This window comes from Microbulbifer regidiadema (SeqCode), from assembly GCF_052466995.1.
Window position 1 is genome coordinate 1,168,216 of sequence record NZ_CP174297.1, and the last position, 24,487, is coordinate 1,192,702.

General features: G+C 51.5%; 16 protein-coding genes. 3 read left to right on the top strand and 13 right to left on the bottom strand.

Translation table 11 applies throughout. From position 1 onward, the window contains the following. The first annotated feature begins 17 nt into the window (after positions 1–17). Complete coding sequence (locus tag ACJJIK_RS04855; RefSeq protein WP_444944382.1) at positions 18–260, top strand: acyl carrier protein; 243 nt, start codon at positions 18–20, stop codon at positions 258–260. Here ACJJIK_RS04855 and ACJJIK_RS04860 read toward each other — a convergent pair. The 9 genes from ACJJIK_RS04860 to ACJJIK_RS04900 form a co-directional block, all read right to left on the bottom strand. Then, positions 250–1,599, bottom strand: coding sequence for a hypothetical protein (locus tag ACJJIK_RS04860; protein WP_444944383.1), 1,350 nt, complete (start codon positions 1,597–1,599; stop codon positions 250–252). The two genes, ACJJIK_RS04855 and ACJJIK_RS04860, sit on opposite strands and share 11 nt — an antisense overlap. A gap of 56 nt (positions 1,600–1,655) precedes the next feature. Beyond that, positions 1,656–4,232: a hypothetical protein gene (locus ACJJIK_RS04865; protein ID WP_444944384.1), complete on the bottom strand. Its 2,577-nt coding sequence runs from the start codon at positions 4,230–4,232 to the stop codon at positions 1,656–1,658. Positions 4,233–4,296: 64 nt separating this feature from the next. Continuing rightward, positions 4,297–8,643: a hypothetical protein gene (locus tag ACJJIK_RS04870; RefSeq protein WP_444944385.1), complete on the bottom strand. Its 4,347-nt coding sequence runs from the start codon at positions 8,641–8,643 to the stop codon at positions 4,297–4,299. A 50-nt stretch (positions 8,644–8,693) separates the two neighbouring features. Then, positions 8,694–11,432, bottom strand: a complete 2,739-nt coding sequence (locus tag ACJJIK_RS04875; RefSeq protein ID WP_444944386.1) for a pentapeptide repeat-containing protein — start codon at positions 11,430–11,432, stop codon at positions 8,694–8,696. Positions 11,433–11,527: 95 nt separating this feature from the next. Then, positions 11,528–12,247, bottom strand: a complete 720-nt coding sequence (locus ACJJIK_RS04880) for a hypothetical protein (RefSeq protein WP_444944387.1) — start codon at positions 12,245–12,247, stop codon at positions 11,528–11,530. A gap of 9 nt (positions 12,248–12,256) precedes the next feature. Next, positions 12,257–12,937, bottom strand: coding sequence for a hypothetical protein (locus tag ACJJIK_RS04885; protein WP_444944388.1), 681 nt, complete (start codon positions 12,935–12,937; stop codon positions 12,257–12,259). Positions 12,938–12,981: 44 nt separating this feature from the next. Further along, positions 12,982–13,584, bottom strand: coding sequence for a hypothetical protein (locus tag ACJJIK_RS04890; RefSeq protein WP_444944389.1), 603 nt, complete (start codon positions 13,582–13,584; stop codon positions 12,982–12,984). A 50-nt stretch (positions 13,585–13,634) separates the two neighbouring features. Then, on the bottom strand, positions 13,635–14,678 hold the full coding sequence (locus ACJJIK_RS04895; RefSeq protein WP_444944390.1) for an HAD-IIIC family phosphatase: 1,044 nt from the start codon (positions 14,676–14,678) through the stop codon (positions 13,635–13,637). A 29-nt stretch (positions 14,679–14,707) separates the two neighbouring features. Then, a complete protein-coding gene (locus tag ACJJIK_RS04900; protein ID WP_444944391.1) occupies positions 14,708–15,829 on the bottom strand; it encodes an acyl-CoA dehydrogenase family protein in 1,122 nt (373 codons plus the stop codon). A gap of 541 nt (positions 15,830–16,370) precedes the next feature. On the opposite strand from ACJJIK_RS04900, the gene ACJJIK_RS04905 reads away from it, so the two are divergent. Together ACJJIK_RS04905 and ACJJIK_RS04910 are read left to right on the top strand one after the other, a co-directional pair. Continuing rightward, positions 16,371–17,249: a 3-hydroxyacyl-CoA dehydrogenase family protein gene (locus ACJJIK_RS04905; protein WP_444944392.1), complete on the top strand. Its 879-nt coding sequence runs from the start codon at positions 16,371–16,373 to the stop codon at positions 17,247–17,249. 233 nt (positions 17,250–17,482) lie between these two features. Then, positions 17,483–18,724: an SLC13 family permease gene (locus tag ACJJIK_RS04910; protein WP_444944393.1), complete on the top strand. Its 1,242-nt coding sequence runs from the start codon at positions 17,483–17,485 to the stop codon at positions 18,722–18,724. A gap of 18 nt (positions 18,725–18,742) precedes the next feature. Here ACJJIK_RS04910 and ACJJIK_RS04915 read toward each other — a convergent pair whose 3' ends face one another. The 4 genes from ACJJIK_RS04915 to ACJJIK_RS04930 form a co-directional block, all read right to left on the bottom strand. After that, on the bottom strand, positions 18,743–19,210 hold the full coding sequence (locus tag ACJJIK_RS04915; protein ID WP_444944394.1) for a DUF411 domain-containing protein: 468 nt from the start codon (positions 19,208–19,210) through the stop codon (positions 18,743–18,745). A 4-nt stretch (positions 19,211–19,214) separates the two neighbouring features. Further along, positions 19,215–20,183: an L-histidine N(alpha)-methyltransferase gene (egtD, locus tag ACJJIK_RS04920; protein WP_444930899.1), complete on the bottom strand. Its 969-nt coding sequence runs from the start codon at positions 20,181–20,183 to the stop codon at positions 19,215–19,217. Positions 20,184–20,185: 2 nt separating this feature from the next. After that, positions 20,186–21,469 (bottom strand): ergothioneine biosynthesis protein EgtB, encoded by a 1,284-nt coding sequence (gene egtB / locus ACJJIK_RS04925; protein ID WP_444944395.1) that lies wholly within the window; start codon positions 21,467–21,469, stop codon positions 20,186–20,188. 398 nt (positions 21,470–21,867) lie between these two features. After that, positions 21,868–24,417 carry a TonB-dependent receptor gene (locus ACJJIK_RS04930; RefSeq protein ID WP_444944396.1) on the bottom strand — a complete coding sequence of 850 codons (2,550 nt, stop codon included), beginning with the start codon at positions 24,415–24,417 and terminating at the stop codon, positions 21,868–21,870. Between the last annotated feature and the right edge of the window lie 70 nt (positions 24,418–24,487).

Genomic DNA, 24,487 nt, shown 5'->3' on the forward strand with positions numbered 1-24,487 from the left:
AACGATTCCGCCGAACCATGAACGATAATATCAAGCCACAGATAAAGCGTTTCTTACTTCAGCATATTCGCGCCAATACCCTGGATGATGACGACGATATTTTTAGCCGAGGGTTTGTCAATTCACTGTTTGCCATGAGGCTGGTCACTTTTATTGAAAATGTTTTTTCTCTGACCGTAGAAAACCATGAGCTGAGCATTGAGAATTTCAATACGGTCAATAATATCGCGGCGTATGTCGCGCAAAAAACTAACCAATAACAGAGTAACCGTCACTTCCAGCCAGCGGGCGGCCGTTGTCAAATATCCGCCCTGCCCTGCCGGGCTTGCCGTTTTTGCCAGGCTGCCCCGGGGTACCAGGACAGCCGCCGGGAGACCCGGCCATCCCCCCCAGGCCTGGCGCACCGCCACGGCCAACTCGCTGTTGATTTGGCGCTAGCAGCAAGCGGCTGTTCTCGCTGCGGTGCCAACAGGTGAGGTAAATATTGCGGCCATCCCCCATATTGCCCCCCACTCCGCCCGGCCCTCCGTTACCGCCATCGCCCCCTGAACCCCACGGTCCCGCAGGACAGTAGATTGAGCGCGCCCCCCCAGCGCCGCCGTCACCGCCGCAGCCGCCATTGCCCCCGCGTGCGCCATCGCCGCCACTGCCCCCATAATTTGCCAACAACACCGCCGCTCGCAGCTGCCCAACTTTTATTGTCAGGAAAAAAGCATCGCTCCCCCGACTGCCATTGCCGCCGCAGCTCCCGGGTTCACCTGCGCCCCCTGGATCGCCAGATCCCGCCTGTAAATAGCAACTCATATTACGGTCTCGCGCCGGGGTTCCGGGCAAACCGTGAGTACCGTCACCGCCGGCAACGCCCGGAAGTGCAATTTCACCGTTTTCCCCCAGACTGTGTATCCGCACCGGCGCCGCTTGCGCCAGCATTGATTCACTTAGCGGTCGGCCCCTCTTATCTACCTGAATCAGAGCTCCCGTATAGATGGAGGTATCTGCGAGACAGTTAATTTCTGCTCCGCTCTCCATCAGAATTTGCTCAAAAAAAAGTACTATGGGTTCACCGTCGAAGCGGGCTTTGCTAATTACTGGGTGGCCCTTACGCACGTGCAGGGTTTTACCGGCATATACCGCCACATGAGTGGGGTAATGCAATTGATTAATCATCTCGCAGTAGCTGGCCACTGCTTTACTATCACCAAATAGAAAAGCCGAGTGGGCCTGACATATCTGGTTTTTCTGCTCATCGGTTAAATTCGCCGTAGCTGCAAAGCTGTTCAGATGGCAATCCCAAGAGGGCGGGATATCCAGATGCCTGGGAATAACCCCCTTGTCATACAGCTCGTCGGCTATACCTCCCAGCGCCTTCTGTTCTGCTACTGTCGCCACAGTGATAAATTTGGCTTTAAGCGTGGCGGGGTACTGAGTGTCGCGGGAAAACCATGTCACACCGGGGTAGCTGCCGGTATCTATCACCCGCTCAGGAAAAGCACTAGCAGTCCAGCCCAGTTTTCGAGCGTACTCACTGAAAACCGTTTTCCAGTTATCTGGCCAGACAGTGCTGCGCGTCTCCACTACAGAATTATGCTGGGATTGCATGGTATTTATTCTTATTGATCTTGTTAGCAATAAAAACGGCTGGTACAACCGAGCGCCTATCCCGTTGGGATCCATTTACTGATAGAGGGCTCTGCTCTGCCAGCTGGCCCGTCGATGACTTCATAGTTCAAGGTATAAACCACCCCCCTGGAATCCACTTCTATCCGCGCGCCGTTAACCCCCGCCGTGCGACTGATAAAATCACCATCGGGCCGATACAAATCCAGGTAGTAGTCATTGACTTTGCTACCGTCACAGGTGTGGGACAGCACATAGATAATTCCCCCGGGGCTTACTGCCAGATCGAGGTAACAGGCACTGTCACTTTCTTGCAGGGGTAAGTACGGTGAGCCGCTAAACAGTGGGGTGGGATTTCCGTTTAAATCAAACGCTTGCAGACGCCTGCCCGCAGCTTCCAGCACCAAAATAAATCCGGATGGAGTGACGGCGGTTCCGATCGGCCCATTTAACAGGCCCCGCTCTGAACCCTTCCCACAAAGCAGTTGCGAGCGATTGGCATTGCTATCACTGGTCAGTGAGTCGGATAGCTGGACAATCTCCAGTTTACTGTTGGCCCAGCTACAGGCTATGGCACAGCCTTCTGGGTGGATCGATAGCCCAGTGAGTCCATTTTCCAGAAAGCGCCCTGCGGTGGTGGATTCAGTGAGATCAAACGGTTGGCCCGCGTGCAGATCGACCGGCCTCAAGGCGAACTGGCTGCTGCGCGGGTCCAGGTAAAAACTGCTGTTGTCCGGTACTGATTGATCGGCTTGTGCATTCCAGTAAACCAGCCCCGGTTGCAGGGCAAAACCACAATCAATAACTTTGAGATTCTCTTCCGCCAGTACAGTACCCACATTCTGAAAAAAATAGGCCGTGCTCAATGTGTTGCCACTACTGCAATCGGTGACCGACAGGGAGGAAGCTCGCCAGCTATAACCCACCGACGCATTAGCCTGCTGAAGGGTAATATCTACCAGTCCAGACAGTTTCGAAGAGGCATCCAGATCCGTTTTTATTGCAGACGGTGCCGAAATATCGCTCTGCCAAAGATAGTGCCCGCCGGAGTAAGCCAGCTTGCAATAGTGTTTATACGCCGTGGATTCATCGATAGTAACGGGCATATTTTGAGCTGAAAAAATCAGGCTACCCAGACGCTCGCTACAGTCTATAACCCCTTTATACTCTCCTGTGGCAACGACGCTGCCACCGCTGTCGAAACAGCTCACACTGATGCTAACCGGGGCTTTATTAATGATACTGCCAAAGTTCACCACGATGGGCTGAGCCAGGCTCATCAAATCAATATCAACGCTTTTTTTCTGGGTAAAACCTTCTGCATACTCGATATCGATTTCACATTGCTTAGTTTGCAAAGGCCATTGGCCATAGGTTTTATCCGCCTCAATGGTTACCTTGAGATCAATCAGGGAGGTCGGAGCCAGGGGCATATCGAAACTGGGAGGCCTGGCAAGTAGAGGCGCGGTGGTGGTAGCCAGGGCCCCACCATCGGGTTCCTCTCCGCTATCCAACAGGGCTTTGAGAGTTTGTGCAGGCCAGCCGAGATATGGCAGAGCATTTTCTACGGTTTCCTGGCCGAAGCGGGTATTGATATTCTGCCTCAACGCGCTCAATTCCTCAGACAAGAATAAAGCTGCCAGTTGCCCGGACAGACAGCCCAGCGCCCCACTAACGCTATTGACCTGACTGCTATTCAGGAGAAAATCCCCGGCGTTGAGAATATCAGCCAGCAGTTCCTGATCGCTCAGCAAACTGTCGTACCAGCTTTGTGTGGGCATCTGCTGGGCATTGGCCAGAATCATCGGCACGGAAATATCCAGTATGTACGACGTAATCAGGCCAGCGGCATCACTGCAAGCATCCCAGCCCCCTCTGCCAATACCGCCAAATACCAACTTTATCTGCTCCGCATTATCCGGCAGCGGAATATCAAAAGACTGACCCGTGCTGGCTACAGGAATGCCTGCAACTGCCGTCGTTGGCTTGAGCAGGCCGAGGTATTTCCGCGTTGCGGTTTCATAAGCCGAAGTTACTGAAGCGGGCAGTCGTGAAACCCAGTCCTTGGGTGTTACCTGTTTGCCACCTTGAAAAAACTCCACATAGACACCCAGGTGACAGGCCATATCGTTGGCCAGAAGCAGTTGAAAACTGTTGCTGTCACCGCTAAATCCAACCGACTGGAACAGCACTCCGCTCTGCGGGTTGAGACTGGTCTGTGTCCAGTTGGGAATTGATGAAGGGCCCTCCTGCGGCCCTGGTACAGTACCGTTTTGCACAGTCCACACCAGGTCTTTCAGGCGGGGATCATTGTTGGCCGGGGTTAATACGCTGGCAAGAAATGCCGGTACACCCTGTACGGTTTTATCGGATAGTTGCAGACGCTGGTAAGTGTTTTTTTCTCCATTGGGGGACGGAATATCCACCAACCGCGCCCAACCCGTATCGGTTGAAGGTGCCCCCTGGTCCATAATAACCTGTAGGAAATCCTGAAAATCTCCACTGTTTTCAACCAGCTTGCTGATCGTAGCGGCCGCATCACTTTGCAACATAATCAGCTGAGGAAAACTGCCGGCAATGGCACCCGGCACCTGATAAGGCGGCAATATTGTCATAGCGATATCCCCCTTGAACAGGAACAGGTCAGGCCCTTGGCATAACCTGTCCCGCTCCAGTCAGTTACGCGTCCGGCTCTCCTGGGGTCGACGGAATCCAGGTGCTGATTCCAGGCTCTGTGCGCTGGCCCGGGCCGAGCAGCGCGGTATAGTTCAAAGTGAACATATTGCGCCACTGGTCTACCGTTAGCTTGGCCGCATTGACCCCCGTTTGCGGCTCAGTGAGCAGGACACTGCCATCGGGGTTGTAGATATCCAGCATAAATTCCGGACTGCTGCCATTGGCTTTCATCAGCACGTAGATATAGCCCTTGTCCTCTACGGCAATATCCAAGTAACTGATGTCTTTACCCGTCTGCTGGCGCAGCGGCATTAAGGCCACCAATTGAGTCACCTGCAAGTTGCCACTTTGGGGTTTGACCACCCGGAAGTTCATAGCGTTAATGGTGTCGCTCACTTCCCACTGCAAACCTTTGGCATTGACCGTCACCCCGAGACTGAACGCGCGGTATATAAACAAATACGGAATCTGGTATTGATCCGGCAAAACACGCACGTCAAATACGGCACCGCTATCCTGGTCAGTAACCAGCCAAAGCTTGCCGGTCTCGGTGACCGTCACCGTGAAAACAGGATTGGCGTCTGCACCGCTGGCGTAGCCGTTGTTGACAAAGTCCGCACTGAGCGAGTCATCCACCTGCCCCTGGTCCAGGGCATCTACTGGCGAAGTGTCTGTGGTAAAACAGGGGGCCCTGGCTGGCAGTACATTTTTTTGGAACTCCTGCACCATGTCAGTACCGGGTTCGCGGCTATCCAGCTCGGACACGAAGCTGAGCGGCATCTCCCAGGTTTCCTGTCCCACAGTAAAACAGGGCACAGCGTTACCCTTGACATCAAAGGCCTGTATGCGCTCATTGCCCTCTTCAAGAATCAGGATGCGACCGGCTGAGGTAATGGTCAATGCCACCGGCTTGTCCAGCAAACCTTCCCGCAAACCTTCACCGGACAGCGGCATGGCCACCGGCGACTCTTCATTGGCTACCGCCTCCCCCGGCAGGCGCAGCGCCAACAGTTTGTGGTTGTCGTAATCCACACCGATAACATACCCCTCCGGGTGTACCGCCATACCTTTGATGGTCACATCCTGGAAGGAGCCCCAGGCTTTGGTCTGGTCGTAATCAAACGTGGAGACCCCGGGTTTAAACGAGACACCACGCAGGTAATAGAGCTGGTTTTCCTCGGTATAAGTGCGTGAGTCCAGATAGAAGTTGTCCAGCTTGGGGACCGGATAGGAGAAGACGCCGATAACGCTCACCCATTCGCCATCCCTGACCACCCGCTGGGTCACCAACTCGTACTCGGGTTCCTCGTCCGGGGCGCCAATGGTCCAATCCTGATCGCTGGTAACTACCGTGATGGTGGCATTATCCGGTAGCGGTAAACTGTAACCGGCAAACTCTTTGGCCAGTGCCTCCGGCACCGGTCCACCGCTATTGAGTGTTTCCCGATAGCTGCCGTAATCCAGTTCAAACAGGTCTGTTAATCCAAACTGGTCGTAGGCGATAAAACTGGGATTGGAGAAACCGCGACTGGGCTCAATGATGGCATCCTGTGGCTCCGCCAGGGTAGAGATGCTCTGGAAGCTGTACATCTGGCCATTCTCTTTGGCCGAGCCGTAGTCCCGGGGCAGGTTCTGGCCAGAGGCCCGCCAGGCATATCCCAGCTGATACTCTTTGTTATTGATGGTGATATCCATGCGGTCACATATACGGTGACCATCATTGGCACAGTCATTGAGAACCGCAGGCAGGCCGGGGGCGGGGTTGGTAGTGTTCTGCACTTCCAGCTCATAGAGGGTGGAGCCATCGCCACTGTATATCTGTTTTTTATCAATGGCGAAATTCACCCCGGCGTCATTGTCCGCAAGCGTCCACTGACTGCCGGCAGTGACCACTGTCACTAACGCATCGCTGGACAGATCATTACCATTTTCGGCAAAGGCGGCACGCACGGCTTCATCTGGGTTACCGCCTTTATCCAGGTCTGAAGCCAGGTCGGCACTGATAGAGAACTGAGTCACCTCCCAGTAGTGCTGGCGGCTGTCGGAATAGGCCAATGTCTGCTTCTGGCTGTAAGAGGTATCTGCCGTCAGAGGCACTAACTTTTCCAAGATGGCACCAGTCACAGCCAGCTGATCATTGCGGTCCGGATCGGCATTTATCCAGCCGCTGTTATAAACCCCAGCCAGCCAATCATTGCTGGAATATACGCTGGCCACCACTTCAATCTTGCCGCCGGCAGGTATTTTCTCAAACGTGACTTCAATGGGGGCATCATGCTGACCCGGCATGGGGCCGGCCTTGGTAAAGGTTGTTCCGCCTTCCTTGCCGTCGCCTTTGGGATATTTGACCTGAATCACATAGTGGTCTGCTACCAGAGGCCAGATCGGCGCTTGTTCCTCGGTACCGTGGCGGGGATCGGGTTTTACTGTCACATTCAGATCAAGGGTATGCTGAACTTCCAGGGAATAAGTGGCCGGCGACAATACGCACTCCACCGTCGTGGCGCTCAGTGCGGCCAAGTCGGCAGCTATGCTAGCCACTTTCAACGCCCAGCCCGCTACGGGTATTTGTCCCAGGGCTTCCTCGGCAGTGATCTCGGCAACCGTTTCCGCAATGATCTTCTCAATGGCCTGCTTGTAGACTTGTTGAAGTATTTTCTGGACCGCGACACCAAAAATAATGCTGCTGGCGATATTGCCCAATTTGGACAGGATTGCTTTGCCGGCATTGGTTTTGTATTCCAGCCCCCCCAATATGGCCGCGACTGAGCCACCAAAGCCACAAACAATATAGAAGGCAATTTTGGCATCACCTTTCAGGCCACTGATAAATGGATTGACGATATAGACGCTGAGTAAAGTACTCAAAACAGTGATGCCGTAGTTCACGATACCGGTACCCAGTACACCGACAATATCGACATCAGAGTCCCAGTCCTTGAAGCCATTGGCACAGCCCAGCCCCCCCAGCAGAACCCGCGCGGAAGAAGCCTCTTCCGGCCACTGGAATTCTACATCGGTCTTACCCGTCAGCGGCGGTACCGGCACCCCGAAAATAGCGTTGCCCGAGCTGATCCAGTCCAGATAATTTTTACTGTCACTGGGCTCAAAAGCACTGCGCAAAAAGTCCGGCAAGGGGTCATCCCAGTCTTTGATATCCACCCGTTTAATGGGGGTGCCGTCCTGCTTGTAGAACTCCACATAAAGACTCAGATAACGGCTGGGCCAGTTCTTGACCGGAAACGACAGCTTTTTGCTGTCATAGTCGTATTTGAGTTCGCTGTCGTATAGATAGAGTCCGTAGCTCGAAGTGATATTCTTGATACCGAAACCTGTGGCGTCAGCGCTGTCAGTCTCGACCGCCAATGCCACGGCATCTGCTGCCAGTGATGGTGGGTTGGGCGGCACCTCTGTTTCGGCTCTTTCTGTAGTACCGTTTTGTGTCGTCCATAACTGCCCGTTGAGCACCTCGTCGTTTTTAGTGAGTTTCAGTACCTGCTGCACCGCAGGCGTTGCCGCACCGATAACCCCAGTATCAGCGGCAGAGCCGGTACTGTATTCATCGGTTAATTCATAGTTGGGTATGGAGGGCTCGCCGGTATCGGGGTTGGTTGGCCAATCGGGTTTACTGCCGTCCTTGTAGTCCAGATCCATATTGGCCGGAACCGGTTCTTCCTGATTGGTATCGGGGTTGGTCCACATAACCCAGCTCTTTTTGTACCAGCAGGTTGGCGATCCGGGACCATTTATTTGTACATAGCTGATCAGGCTCTGAAAATCCTGGGTATTGTTGACGTGGTAATCAAACACATACTTGGTGACCGCTGGATTCACAGAGCCGATTTCCGGGTGCTGAAAAATAATTGCCCGGGCAGTTTCATAAGGCGGCTTGATGTTGTAGGCATCCGTGTGCAGTTGCTCAAGTTCTGTCTCGGACATATTGGCCAAGTTAACCCCATAGTGCTGAAAAACCGTGTGGGGCTGAGCAGGACGTTTGGCCACTTTATGGTGCAATGGTCTTCTATGAGCTATTTCCGGAATATGGATAAAGCTCATGGCAATCTCGGGCAGCGGGTGGTCATCCAGTGAATCGTAAACAACCTGCCGCATTGAGGACTGGTGCCTGGGCATGGGCACATCCTCAAGAAAATGGGTGATTTTATCGTGGTGGTGAGCGGGCAGCGCGGCCAGTGCCCTATTCTTCCCCTGATGCTGCTGGAACTTGCCCGGCGCATCAGCATAGGCGGTCAGGTAGTGCTTTTTTCCATCGCCACCAATCAGGGAAAACTTGGCACTTTGGGGACAATGGCTCAGGTCAAAGTGCAGTAAGGTAGATTCCAGTGTTCTCATGCTCTTTCCTTATTTTTATCATTGTTATTCTGGTTTTAGACAAGCACTTCTCAATTCACAGGCGGGCTTGATGGGGGTTTTTGCGGGCAATAATAAATTCCATCCGCCGAGGGCACACAATAGGGAGACAGGGGCAGCTCTTTAGCTCGCATCCACTGGTTGTAATCAGTTCCGGCATGCTGGTTTACATCAAAGCGAACCGAATTGGGACAGATTGTCGATGCTTGCAGCACACTTTCCGGTAGCTCAGTAACACCACAAATAACATTCTCGTACTCGGTCTCCCCCTGGGCGGACAGCCGGATTACGCGAAACATATCACCGTAGATATTGAGCGTGTCACCAGCCTTGTCATTAACCAGATTGAACTTGATGTAATTGGTGATCGGGTTGAAGGGATTATTAGAATCATTGTCCACCCGCCAGCGCCCGGATTGGCTGCTACTGACGGTGGCCCGGTTGGTCAGGGGGCGGGAGTGCAGAGAAAACAGGGACAACAGCATCGGCACCGCCGGCCTGGCAGTCAACGCCAGTTCATATAAATTCAGGCCGCGCCAGAGATTGTAAGACACCGACGTATCTGTCAGCAGCCAGTCGGTTTCCTGCTGTTTAGCTTCAACTGTGGCATCGCTACTCAGATCGATACCGTTCTGTTTGAACTGGGCGGCTATAGCGGCACTGACAGGGCCAGTTCCGAGCAGGCTCTCCAGATACAGCGGCATAAAGAACGCCGGTGTCTTGGTATCATCGGTACCCTCGGCAACGCCCAGAGCCGGCTGGTATTGGTCGCCGTCGACACTCTGGAAAATTACGTACTGATTGGTACCATCTGTTACTTGCCAATAGGTTCCATACTGCTGCACCGAGACAATAGCATCGTCGCTGATGGTGACACCATTGGCCGAGAAACCAGCCTGAATCTGTGGTGTTACCTTGCCCTGGTGTAAATAGGGCAGTAATTCTGTCGGCAGAGTAAAACTATTCTGAGCGTTAGTTAATTCTTCACTCAAACTAGTACTCTGCGCCGAGTCAAATAACCAGACACCATTGCGCACGCTGGTATCGGTTAAATCGCTCACTGACACTGCCGCATCGGTAAAAATAGCTTCATCCAGCTCGGTATCGGAAAAATTAGCACCCTGCAAATTGGCCCTGAGCAGGCTTGCCCCCCCGCCGCTCGCCGATTGAGTCAGTTTGGCGCCCTGAAACTCAGCATCCGTCAAGGTTGCATAATTGAAACTCACCCCATACAGCTGGGCCTGCTTCAAGTTGATGCCGCTCAGATTGGCATTGTCAAACTGGGCCCCTTCCAGAATCGCGCCGCCATCAAGCTTGGCACCACCGTAGAGTTGCACCCCGGATGCCCGAACATTGAACAGGTTGGCCGAGGTAAGGATGGTGCCCCGCATAAATGCATTGACCAAAATAGCCGCTGCCACAGTCTGATAAACGGCCAGAGAGTTACTGCCGCCCACGGATTCGAGTCGCACGGTATAAGTACCGGAAGAATCCTGTACCTCCCAGATTCTACCCGGTGCATAGGCGGCATCGGTGATGGAGACAGTACCGCTCAACGGATAACCGTTATCGCTAAAAATGGTTTTTACCGTATCGACATTGTCGTCCAGCAAAGCCTGTTTAAAGGTATCAAACTCGGCGGCATCCGTTACCCTAAAGCGCAGGCCAATAGAGCCCATTTGCGCTCCTGTCATATTGGCGTCGGTCAAGGTCGCGTTGGAAAAATTGGTGCCTACCATGGAGATGTTGCCGGTCAGCGAGGTAGCCGTCAGGTTGGCGTAGGCAAAATCTGCGCGATCCAGTTTACAGTTGTCCATCTTGCAGCCAGTCAAATCCGCATGACTGAATACCAGTCTGGTAAAATCATTATTCTGCAAATAGTTGTAGCGCAATTCCGTGCCGGTGAAATTGGTTTCCTCAGAGAAAATCATCTCCATCAGATCGATACTGCCACCGGCGGCACTGGGATTACTCAGGCGGGCATTTTTCAGATTGGCATCGGTGAAATCCGGCTGGCTAAGACTTGTGCCGGTCATATTGGTACCGGTGAGGTTAGCCCCGGTAAAATTTACCTTTATCAAAGTCGCATCGGTAAAATCCGTACCGGTAAAATCAGCTTGCAATAAGCTAGAACCACTTAAATCAGCACTGATCCCGGTCATTTTGGCATTTTTCACCAGCGCCCGGGTGAAAGTTACCGAGTTCATCGGTACATCTGAGAGGTTAACCCCGCACAGGTTCGCGTCTGTAGCATTGACGTTGGAGAAGTCAATAACGCTGGACAAGTCCGCATCCTCCAGATAAACCCAGCGCAAGTCTGGCTTGGGAGACTGGAAGCCTTCATTTTGAATCTGCTCCAGCCCAACGGTCACTACAGTTCGACTGAATACCGTTGTCGCCGCCGGCGTGCCGGATTTATCGACCCGTGTTAATTTACCGGAGCTGTTATCAAGGTAGTACTGAGTGCTGCCGCCCCCCTTTATTCCCCGGTCTACAATTCGAAAGTCGTTGCCATCGGTTTCCAGAGAAAAATAAGTCAGCTCCCCGTCGCGCTCAAGGCTGGCTTGATAGTGGTCTCCGCTCCAAGCGACATATTTACCATTGGGGCCCTGTAGGATAAACCCGCTGTCGCTGCCATAGGCATTGAATTTTTGTTCATCACCTTCGCTGGTACCACTGACATCTAGCTGTCCGTTATCGGAGCCGGTATCCAGAGTGATGTATTGGCTGTCCTGTCTGAAGGACCACTTCCCGTAAAAGTTCATAGACATTCAGCACCTGTCGTCCTTTCTGGATGCACGGGCCTATAGCCCCATCCCGATTTTATTTATTGTCCGGACGACTGACAGATACCGGACATTCTGGCTCAGCTGATATTAAGCACCAGCTTGTATTTTGGGTTTTCTTGGGGGGTGTACTTAGGTTGACCACCCGTGCCGCCATCGCCCGACGGGCTGACATTACCGGGATCTCCTGAGCCGCCACTATCGGCGCGGGTCTTGCCATCGCTACCTAGCCCACCCTGGCCACCAGGGCCCGCTTTCCCGGCAGCGCCCGCAGAAGCCCCATTACCCCCATTGCTGGAGACGTCCGAAACGGGCAAGGGCAGCGTCTTGTCATAGGTAACTTCCACCTGTCCCCCATCCCCGCCCTTACCGCCGGAGCCCGCGTTAGCGCCATTACCACCCTGCCCCCCCATACCGCCCTCGGTTTCACCATGTTCGCTTTGGCAAACCTGCGGCTGCTTGCCACCGTTTCCACCATCGCCACCGCTGCCACCATCGCCGCCGTTACTGCCAGTGCCACCGTTGCCCCCCGAGGCCAGGACACTAAAAGTTCCGCTAAAGTCGACGCACTGCATTTTGACCGCACTCGGGCGCTGGCCGTCTCCGCCGTTTTGCGCATTAGGCGCCTTACCGCCGGGGTCGCCTGGTTGGCCGTCGCGCCCAGGTGTTTTACAGGTTTTGTGTTTTCCCTCGACACCATCGGTGCCTCGAGGCCCCACTTTTCCGGTGTCACCATTGCCCTGAAACACTCCATTGGCACCGGCAGCCCCTCGGGATTGAATTGTATATATTTTCTCCATGACTATGCCTCACGGGTTAGAAGACAGCACCTTGCCGTTAATATACACTTGACCCCCCTTACCGGCACTGGCCTCACCACCGTTATCCCCAGTATCACCAGTACCACCGTCTGGATCACCCTTACCGCCTTCACCTCCGGCGCCGCCAACATTGCTGGAGCCGGCATTGCCCCCCTGGGTTGACGCATCGAAGGTAGGTTCCGGTGAACCTGCGTAATAAACGATATAGATCTCACCGGCATCACCGCCATCACCACCCTGGCCGCCCGGCCCACCCTGGCCGCCCTGACCTCCCGCACCCTGTTTACCACCGCTGCAATGCGAGGAGCTCTTGCCCCCCTTGCCGCCAATCTGGCCGGGACCACCCTGCCCCCCCTGACTGGCGTCACCACCGCTGCCGCCAGTTGTTGAAAAAGAGTAGTGACCTGTCATAACGTTGTTGGTGAACTTGATCACGGCGGCATCACCACCATTGCCACCATTTTGCCCCGCTTGTCCGGTTTTACCGGTAGTTCCAGCATCGCCATCGGTGGCCTTGGTACCACAACTTTTACCATCGTCTTTGGCATCTTTCCCTGAAGGCGCCTGCGGCGGGCTCACATCACCCTGGGCTGGTGGCGCGGTGGTATTTTTACTGCCATCGCCGCCTTTAACGCTGATAGTGTACGGAACTGAATCACTGGCACTCATGGTCATCTCCCGAATAAGTTGAATTGAAAATAAGGCTGTAGCGGCTATTCGCTGACGAATTCTTGTACGGTCCAGGTAGCGTGGACTTCAAAATTGATACTCCCGCCCTCCTCTATGGTCAGCTTGCCAATATCAGCAACGGCGCCAGGAGTGGAGTCGGAAGTGACATTGAGTGTATCTCCCGATTTGACCGTAATATTCTCAGCGCTGAAAGCCATCAGGGTCATGGGAAAATGGTGTTTGTGAATAACGTCCTTATAGCTTTTGACATGGCTGGAGTGACCATAGACGTAGGTTTTCATCGCTTTGACGATATTGTTATTTTCCTCTGCCGACAGGGCTTCCGGGGCGTGACTGCTTTTTGCCATATCCCAGTCGGGCAGGTTCTCGTGTAGGTGCCGCTCCATGGTGCCATTTTCGTAGTCTTGGTCGGCATTGCCGGCCAGTGCTTTTAAGTCATCCAAATTTTCAACTTCGATATACTGGGGTTTTATCAGCGACGTCTTACCTACGCTATCGGTCAGATAGCATTCGCCACCACTGGTTTCGACATGCCCCGCAACACTGTCCTCACTCAGGCCCTTGTCCTTCACCCCCTGTAAGAGCCGCTTTTTCTGTTCCTTGGTCAACCCTTTGCTTTTTGACATCACTCGTCTCCTTTTTATGGTTTAGTGGGCAAAACCCAAACGGCCCAATATCAATGACACTGGAACCGCACTTCGACATAGTCCGGCAATGACTGGATATACTTAAACTCATGCTCCAATAGCAGCACTGCACCGAGCTGACTGACTTCACGGAAACCACCAAACTTGTATGTCACATACATCTGGCGGTTTCTGCCATTACAAATAAATTCAGCCTGTAAACGCACCGATTCTTTGCGGGCCTCATTCACAATGCTGTGCAACATGATGGTGCCGACCCCACGGGACATCACCCGGCAGGACATCAGCAACAACTTGATAATCCAGCATGCCTCCCGCAGCTCAACCAGTGCAAAACCGATAGTGCCGTAGCTGCCGAAATCATCGCTGAGCTTGGCGACTAAAACTAAATGATTATCGGACTGACAGAATGTTTTGAGTTGCTCGACGCTGTAGGTATAACCCGTAGTGTTCAACTGGTGGGTTCTCTGGATCAGCTCCTCAGTCCGCTCCAAATCCCGGGTAGTAGCGGGATAAATCTCAAAGACCATATTGAGGGAAGCTAGAAAAGCTTCGCTTGGGCCGATAAAAGCCCGCTCGGCATAGCGGCGCTTTTCATCATTTTTATACAACTGTCTCCTAGCGATGCTTTCACCGGTGAGAAATTGCGGCTGCATAATGGGCCAGTCCAGTATTGACAGACTGTGTACGGCATCAATTACCGTCACCTGTGGATGCTCAAACTGAACTTCTTTGCGCTCGAAGGGTTGGTCGTCAACAAAAGCCAGTGTATCCAGTCCAATATTTAAGTCACTGGCAATCTGTTGCAGGGCTGAAGATTTGGTATTAAAACTAATTTGTGGATAGAGAAAATACTCCCACAGCCCCAGTGCTTTGAGCCGGGATCTGGCTAGAGTAAAATCATTTTTACTGGCGATGGACTGTAAGATGCCACGGCTATCCAAAACTTTAATGACTCGGGTGATACCAGGCTTCAAATCAACCCTGTCGCTCTCCAGTAACACGCCCTGCCAGAGGGTATGATCCAGATCCCAGACCACACATTTAATCGGTTTGCTCTTGTTTTCTAGCATCGGTTCCTGAACTGGGCTGCCAGCAACTATCATATTGACGCCCCCAATATCAGTTGATGCATTTCATTACTGCCTTCGATGATTTCCATAACTTTGGCATCGCGATAAAACCTGGAGGCCAGATGGTCATCAATACATCCGCGCGCGCCATGAATCTGTACCGTATCCCGGGCCACATCTGCGGCTGTGGTCGCAGCAAAATATTTGGCCAGCATGATTTTTTCATCAGCTTCTGACAGCCCCGCATCCATAGCCAGCGCGCCCTGGTAAGTTAACAGCCGCGCCGCTTCTAGCCGGGTTTTCATATTCGCCAGCATGCGCCGCACCAGCTGGAAGTCACCAATCGGTTGCGCAAACTGTTGGCGCTTGCCGGCGTGCTCGAAACTGGCCTCCATACAGGCCTGCCCCATACCCACACAGCCGCTGGCCACACTTAGCCGTCCGATCGTAAGCGCTGACAGCGCTACGGCGCTGAATCCAAAACCGATACCACCGAGAACATGACTTTTCGGAATTCGACAGTCGTCGAGGTAAATATTGGCAAGCAGGCTGGCACGGCAACCACTTATGTTGTTGATAGGCTCAATGCAGATTCCCGGGCGACTGCTTTCCACAAGGCAGGCTAACGGTTTGCCGTCCTGCTGGGCGAAAACCAGCAAAAGATCGGCAATCTGGCCAAAAGAGATCCACTGTTTATGGCCATTAAGGGTATATTCTTGCCCCCTTGGCTCAGCAGATGCAGCCACACCTGCACCATTGCTACCGGTATCAGGCTCGCTGAGTGCAAAAGAGGCGATCTTCCGACCGAAGGCCAGGTCTTCCAGCCAGTCCAACTTTTGCTGCTGACTACCCCAGCGCTCAATTGCGTATGCCACCATACTGTGGACGGTAATAAGGCTGCGAGCTGAGCTACACCCCTGACCGACAGCTTCATTCAGAATGGCAAAATCAATCCATTGATACCCCGCACCGCCAAATTCAGAAGCAATAGTCGGCGCAAGGTAGCGCTCCCCAGCCATCAATCGCACCAAGCTATCGGGGAGCGATTGTTGGCGTTCAAACTCAGCGGCAAACGGCGAAATATACTCAGAAGTAAAAAGAGAAATTTTTTGCCGCAGCTGGTGTTGTTTTTCAGTGAATTGGAAATTCAAGCCTCACTCCATTATCCCGCAGAATTAGTAATTTTTATTGATTGCATTCACAGCCCAGGGGCTGGGCTGTGAATTACGGGCTGGCCAGTGCGCGCCTCTACCTATGATTTTTTACAGGTTATTATTGTTTTATAGAGGCCTTATTTGATGAAAAATTATTTACATATTATTTTTTTGAAGCTTATACCCCCAACTAGAGACACCCATAACCACTCTGTAAGTTTGGCAGCCATTTTCCGCCAGCGACTCGATTTGGGAATTGGTGCCCGCCAGTATTTTACAGGTAAAATGTAATCACCTTTTTCAAAGTGATACAAATGCTTATCCAGAATAAATAAGGCAGAGATGCTTAGCCAGAATTAATAAGCTACAGATACATCAACTTATGTCTGAACAAAACGGTGACAAGAGCCACGCTTGTGAGTGATTTTTAATAGCCGCTCTGAATATAATACAGCCAGAAAACTGCTGAATATTCGCCAGCAAAAATAGAGGTATACAAACTTCCGCAAGCCAATATTTTTAATTAGGACTATACAGAATGGAAAGCTCAGAGTTCAGTAATAATCGCTCTATTGCTGTCGTCGGAGTTGTAGGTGCCGGGGTGATGGGGCTCGGGGTCAGCCAGGCACTGCTTGAAACCGGGCATCAGGTTGTCCTGATTGAAAATAGCCATTCCACACTGAAACAAGCCAAAAACCGCCTTCACCAGCAGCTAAGAATGAGTATGATGATGGGCCGGATTAACCGCAACACGGATCTGGATAGTCTTCTTGGGCAGGTAGTGACCGATGGACAACTATCTGCCTTAGAGCCCGTCGACTTTGTCATTGAAAACGTGACCGAGCAATGGGCTGTAAAGGCACAAATCTACCCCGCGATAGATAAAATTTGCCGTCACAACTGTGTATTTGCTGCGAATACCTCCGCCATCCCAATCACTCGGATTGCCTCATTGACACAGCGGCCGGGGCAGATCATTGGCATCCATTTTATGAATCCGGTGGCACTGAAACACACAGTAGAGGTTATTAATGGTTACCACACAAGCGACCGGACCCTGGCCATCACTGCAACCCTGTTAAGACAGCTTGGCAAGGACAGCATAGTAGTCAAGGATGGTCCCGGTTTCGTGTCTAACCGCATCTCCCATTTATTTATGAATGAGGCCATTTGGGTAGTACAGGATAAACTGGCCAAAGCAAAAGATGTCGACGAGATTTTTATACAGTGCTACAACCATAAAATCGGCCCATTGGCCACAGCAGACCTGATAGGATTGGACACGGTCTTAAATACGCTGGAAGTGCTCTATGAGAACGCCCTTGACAGTAAGTTTCGCCCTGCCCCCCTGCTCCGGCAAATGGTCACAGCCGGACTGCTCGGTCAAAAATCAGGCCAGGGCTTTTATCAATACTAATACTCTACCGAAATACCCCTGTATATAGAGCGCGGTTTTTTTGTTTGCCAACTGCCAGCACACCCCCGCAAGCAGATCGCCAGACAAGGCCCCATAGGTATATTCCCAATAAAGAGACTCGTAAAGAGAAGAGGTTTGTTTAAACTCTGATAAATAGCTTTGTGGGCATTCCGCCACAGGGGAAAGCATCTCAGAAATAGTAATTCGGGCTAGCGACACTGGAATAAGAATAGATGTCTATTAGCTTAACTATCTCGGCAATCATCTTTATCCTAATAGCCGCACGCCAATGGCTGCCACCAGCCATCCGTATCTGGCATATTATGACCCTTGGCGCAGCGGCACTGTTGGCCCTAGGGCAGATCACCTTTAAGGATGCCTTTTTTGCCGTTGACTGGGATTTAATCCTCTATTTATTCTCTGTATTTTCAATTGCAGCGGCTTTGTATGACACAGGAATTTCCGCACAAATCAGCAAACGAATACTTTCGCGGCAAACGCCCAATACCATGCTGGCAAGCTATGCCCTGATTATGGCGAGCTGTGCCGCCCTGCTTACCAATGATGCGGCAGCAGTTATTGGTGTACCTATCGCACTGCTAATGGCACGGGATTTAAACTGGAATGCTGTACCCCTACTTATTTTGCTCTGCGCTACCGTGACCGTCGGCAGTATGGTATCTCCGATTGGCAACCCCCAAAATATCTTGATTGCCAATGCAGGGCAGTTTGACAATATGTTTCTTGTATTTGTCCAGTGGATCTTTATCCCAGCAGCGATCACTATGCTATTTTCGATTCTCTGGTTAAAACGATTCCTGAAAGTTGACAAATCCAGTCACGAGGTGGGTATTCAGCCCAGTACAGACAATCAGATAACACAAAAGTGGCCACCCCTACTTTCGACAGCCCTCCTGATAGTCCTAATCGCTTTAGGGAATGTGTTACATGGTATAGAGGGTATCTACCTCCCAACCTTAGGCCAAATCGGTTTACTGGCGTGCTCTCCAATATATCTGGCAAGCGATAAGCGAAGAAGAGTCCTGCGAGAAGTGGATTGGACTACCCTCTTATTCTTTGTCTCGATGTTTATAGTAACTGGTTCACTGCTCGAATCCGGCTCGCTACAGCTGCTCCTCCACGGGAGCGAAATTAATTTGGCCGAGGCAAAAACTGTAACCTTTGTCAGCTTTTTTGCCAGCCAGCTGTTTTCCAATGTTCCCGTAGTAGAAATCTACCTGAACCTGCTGCATAAAAAAGAAACTCAAACACTAATGATGCTATCAGCCATATCCACAGCAGCAGGAAACCTCTTTATCATCAGCGCTGCCAGCAATGTGATAGTATTGCAACAGGCGGAAAAGTTTGGGGTAAAGCCATTTAACTTCTGGCAATTTTTTTTGTTAATGTTACCGGTAAGTCTTATCAGTGTAGCGGTTAGCTATTTCTATATCATTTACTTCGGCTCACTATAGATGTGATTTAGAGGCACCCTAAGGTTTCTCTATACGAGTGAAAGGGCGATAATCCCCGCCCTCGAGTAGCAGGTAAATATAATAGGGCTCAAAGTTACCATCCACCTCCATCCCCGGACTGCCGACTGGCATCCCGGGCACTAACAAACCAATACCACCTTCCGGTGGGGCGTAAAGAAATTGCTGGATATAGACCGCTGGAACATGTCCTTCAAAGATATATTGGTTGTGCCATACCGCCGTATGGCAACCTTCCATTCCCCGGGGAATCCCCCATTGCTTGCGCACTTTTTCCATATTGACTTCAGCATGGGCAGTTACGGTAATATCGTTCTCCCGCAAATGATCAATCCAGCGGTTACAGCAAAAGCAAAGTGGGTGCTTATACACAACAAAGCTATCAGCATATTGCGCGACATCTTCCTCAGCAACAACCATTCCCACTGACACCCCAAGCGTAATCAGCGAGAGCAGCAAACCCAGCATTCCATTAGATCGCCTGGGCATAGTGGATAGCGTAGGATTCAGAGGAATCGGTCCAATAGCGAGCAGGCTCAAATCCGCCCTGCTTTAACAGCGCATTAAAATCACTAATTTTATACTTGTGACTATTCTCCGTATGAATGGTCTCCCCTTCTGCGAACACTATCTGCTCTCCAGCAACTGAAACACGCTGCTCCTTGAGACTGACCAGGTACATTTCTACACGCTGCCGCAACGGCTGGTAAAAGGCACGGTGGGAGAATAATGACAAATCAAAATTTCCGCCCAGTTCACTGTTGATTCGCTGTAACAGATTCTTGTTAAATTGCTCCGTGATATGTTCCCTATCGTGATAAGCTCTCTCAAGCACTATTGAATCTTTGACTAAATCGGTGGCGATCAGTAAGCCATCACCAGAACTCAGATTGGCGGCAAAGGTTTCCAGTAAAGCTTCCGCCCTACCCGCCTCAAAGTTTCCAATTGTCGAGCCCGGAAAAAAAACCACTCTTTTTCTTGAGTCAATAGTTGAAATGTTGCGCCAAACCGTTGCCTGGGTGAAGTCACCCACTTCCGGCCAGATGGAAAGATGCGGCAAACTCTTTTTAATACGCTGTCCGGCTTGATAGAGAATCTCTGGAGATATGTCGATCGGGTAGTAACCACTGGGGTCCTTCAGCAAGTGCAGTAAAGCCTCTACCTTTTCACAGTTGCCCGCACCCGGCTCAATCAATAGCGCCCCCGGCCCTATTTCCTCGGCAATATCCGGCAAATACTGCTTAAATATCCCAGCCTCTATACGAGTTAAATAATAATCCTCCACATCACATATTTTCTCGAATAACTGGGAGCCGATTTCATCATATAGATACTTACACGGCAGTGTTTTCTGCTCTCCTGCCAACCCCTGTAAAACATCTTCGCGAAATTTATAGTCCTGATATGAGCTTTCCTGCATCATTGATACGGCTACTTTCACACTTAGTCTCCTGCCAAACGGACACCAGTAAATTGCCACGATTGATGTGGGTAAAAGAAGTTGCGGTAACTGATCCGAATATGGTCAGCGGGAGTCGCAAAAGATCCACCGCGCAGAACCTTTTGGTTGCACATAAATTTTCCGTTGTACTCACCCACCGCATCCTCCCTCGCCTTGTAACCTCGATAAGGCAGGTAAGCACTGGAGGTCCACTCCCATAAATCTCCTAGAAACTGTGTTTGCCTCCGCTGTACCGGTAAAGGCTTGAAGAAACGCTTTTCCAGGAAGTTGGCCGCTGCCATCTGGTTGGGCTGGCGCAATTGACAAGCTGCGGCCTCCCATTCAAATTCGGTGGGCAATCGCTTTCCAGCCCAGGTGGCAAAGGCATCGGCCTCATAAAAAGAGAGGTGGCAGACCGGCTCGACAGGGTTTAGCGGCAGCAAACCATAGAGAGTGTACTGCTGCCAGCCACTACTATTCCGCCGCCAGTAAAACGGATGTTCTTGCTGCTGCTTTTGTACCAACGACCAGCCGTCTGACAGCCATAAGCGATGCTGTTGGTAGCCCCCATCCTCTATAAATTCAAGGTACTCAGCATTAGTTACCAGACGGGAGGCAATCACAAACTCATCGATAAACTGCTGGTGTTCTGGCCCCTCGTTATCAAAGCAGAAGGTGTCGCCATTACTGCCAATCCCATAGAATCCGCTGGGTATCTTGAGCCAGCGCAACGGCTCCAGCACCCCGTCCTCATCCTCGGGCAAGGCATCCCGGTAAGCCGGCATCATAGGATTAGCGGATAGCGCATGCTTGATATCGGTCAGTATCAATTCCTGATGCTGCTGCTCATGATTCAGCCCCAACTGAACCAAGGCTGCCAAATTGTCACAAAGCGGCTGCTCATTGAGCAGCTGGCGCATAGCATCATCAATAAAGGCTCGATATTCGTAGATTTGGGAGCTATCCGGGCGCGAGATCACCCCCCTATTGGGGCGCGCAAAGGGGGTGCCCAGGCTATTGTAGTAAGAGTTGAACAGATGATTGAAATGCGGATTAAAGGCCTGATAGCCAGATAATTCCGGCGCCAGGATAAAGGTCTCAAAGAACCAGCTGGTATGCGCCAGGTGCCATTTGGTGGGGCTGGCATCCGGCATGGATTGCAACTGCATATCCTCAGCAGACAACGGCGCTGCCAAATTTTCCGTCTCCGCGCGAACTTTCTGGTAATCCATCAGAAGCTGATATTGGATTTCCTCTAAAGTTACCTCACCGATATGTATTGCCATATTCCTAGTCAACCGGGATACATTGCCTCTCTGTTGAAATCATCATACGCAGTTTTAGGCGTAAACCTACGGGCTCGCTATTTAACAGGGGGATATCTGTGCCAGTTTATTTTTCTTTTTATGCGGAAATAAAAAAAAGGGCCGGATAAACCGGCCCACTCTCTCGTCATGCTGACAGGAATACACTAATAAAATCAATCAAGAACCAAAACCAAGCGGGTTCGTTAACTTCTGTACACCCCATTTCAAACTATGGGTATTTTTCACCTCATACAGACCTTATCGGTTATCGTCTACTTGAGAAGCCCTGAATTATCTCACCATATCTGCATAAGATTTTCAGAAGCGTCTTTATTCGACAACAACACCTCCCTGTGCCGTATTAACCCACGGGTTAATTAAAATCGGACGGTCAAATCTGCACCGTACATTCTCGGCATAAAGCGCCAAGCGGGGCTGGCACCAATAGCAGCACCGGTACCACCGTAACCGCCGGCGATTTCTTCGTCGGTCAAATTCTGCACCCAAAGCGCCAGGGAGTAACTATCTGAAGGGCTGTTCCAAGCTCCTCGCAAGTTAAACAACTGGTAATCGTCTACAATCCGTGTGCGATCCGTAATTGAACCTATGCGTTCATCCGTCCAATTGTAATCGCCACGGAATAAAAGCTCTCCCCCAGAGGCCAGCGCTACAGTATATTCAGCCATAAGGTTGAGTTTGTGCTCCGGCGTTGATACCCGGGACTGGCCTACTTTCGAGTCCTCATCTGTCTCACCAATCGCCTCAATGATCTGGTAATCGGTAAACTCTGTATCCAGATAGGAATAGTTACCGGCAATAAACAGGCTCTCTGTTACTGCCCACTGCACTTCAATCTCCGCCCCGGTACCCTCTGCATCTGAATTCCGCAGATTATAACCGGGAATCGGGGTGCCGACTAAATCCAGCTCTTGCAGATTGCTGTATTCATAGGTGTAAACTGAGGTATTCAAGCGCACCCGGTTGTCGAACAAGCTGCTCTTAAGGCCAACCTCCAAGTTAACAACATCTTCCTGGTCGAATGATGACTCCACCCCGGGACCAAAGTTAAGACTGTTAAATCCGCCAGCTTTGAAGCCATCTGCCAGGGAGAGGTAGGTCATTACATCGTCATTCCAACGATAATCCAATACTATACGCCCAGATAAATCGCTCCAGCTATCGCTGAGTTTATCGTCCAAAACAGGCTGGCCATTATTGTAAAACACAATGCCAAATAACTCAGACCCGAGGTCAAGTGTAGGCATATAGATAGAGCCTACAAAATTGCCATCTTCATCGACCAAGTTTACCGTTCCGCCGGAAAATGACAGGGGAATATAGTTGTTATAGGCCGTCTGGATGGTGAAATCTTTCTGATCGTAGGTATAGCGGGCACCGACAGTCAGATCCATCTTGTCGGTAAGACTCCAGGTCATATCGCCGTAGATGGCCGTTGACTTGTAATCACCGGTGTTGCGTACACTTTCCCCCCAAGGCGCATCCGAGGCTATCCAGGGATTAAAGCCCGCCATCATTTGTCCGATCATATCATCCGCGTGAAGCATTTCCGCACTAATTGAGTCCGGGTAGCCGAGCTCGCTGAGCAGTGCGGATATATCTCCCCTTTGCACCAATAAATCGTAAACAAAGGAGGCGCTGGCAATTCCCTCCAGACCCGCCTGCTGTAACTGCGTACGGGTGATAACCGCCAGCTCCTCCTGCTCGGTCTGGGTCAAATCTGGATAGGCAGCCTTGACCCCCTCATACACGGCAAAGGACTCCACCGAGCCGGTGGTAAAATTGGCGTAAGTGGTGTGATCCACCTCTTCTTCAGAATATGAGGCGCCCAGAGTCCATTTGATAGTATCGGTAGTGCCGTTGAGGCGGAATTCCTGGGAGAACTGGCTTTGATCATCCGTATTCGCGGAGCCAAACATATAGTCTGGGTTGGCGGTGCCATCCTCATCCTGTTGCAGATGCGCATCGAACTCACGGTAAGCAGTAATCGAGGTAAAGGTGAAGTTATCGAAATCTTTGCTGATGGTCAGGGAGGTGCCAAAGGAATCCCGATCTTCAATCGTCGGCGTATCCAGGGCGTAATCACCAAAGACATCGGTTTCCCCTTTCAGGCTGGGGATAATTGTTGTCCGCAGAGCACTGCCCTGATCCATCACACCGTAATCGGCACGCCACAAGACTTCGGTATCGCTAGATGGCTCCCATAACAAAGAGGCGCGATAGGTCTGAGTGTCCTGATCCCCGGCAGAAAAACCATTGGCCAAATTATCGGCGAAGGCATCGCGGCGATTGGTTGACGCGGAAAAACGCCCATACAGGTTGTCACTGATCTGACGATTGACCAATAAATCCGTTGACTGACGCCCATAATTACCGGCTGTCAGGTTCAGTTCTGTAGAGTCATCCGCCTGGGGCTTGGTGGTAATAATATGAATCGCGCCACCGGTAGCATTGCGACCAAATAGCGTACCCTGTGGACCCTTGAGAACTTCGACCCGTTCAATATCGGTCAGTGGTATCTCTGCACCCGCACTGCGGCCGGTATAGACCCCATCCACATAAACGGCTACCGCAGGATCGGAGCCCACTGTCCAATCGTTAGTTTGCACCCCGCGAATACTGTAAGTCGGTTGCAGGGCGGTATCATTGTGCATTTCCACGCCCGGCGTATATTTCCCCAACTCGGTCAGATTTTTGACACCGGCTTCCTTTATATTTTCCCCGGTGAAAGCGGAAATCGCGATAGGCACTTCTTGCAGGTTTTCTGCTCGCTTCTGTGCGGTAACCACAACTTCTTCAATTTCTGCGGCGTGAACGTGAGAAGCCACAGCAGTGAGAAGAGCAATGACTCCGGGGAGAATAGAAAAATTGAATTTACGGTTTATTACAGCTCTACCAACATCGTGCATCATCGCGTCCTCGCGTTTATTGTTATACCGCCTGATGTTTTCGACTGGTTGTTGTTTTTGTTATTGCACG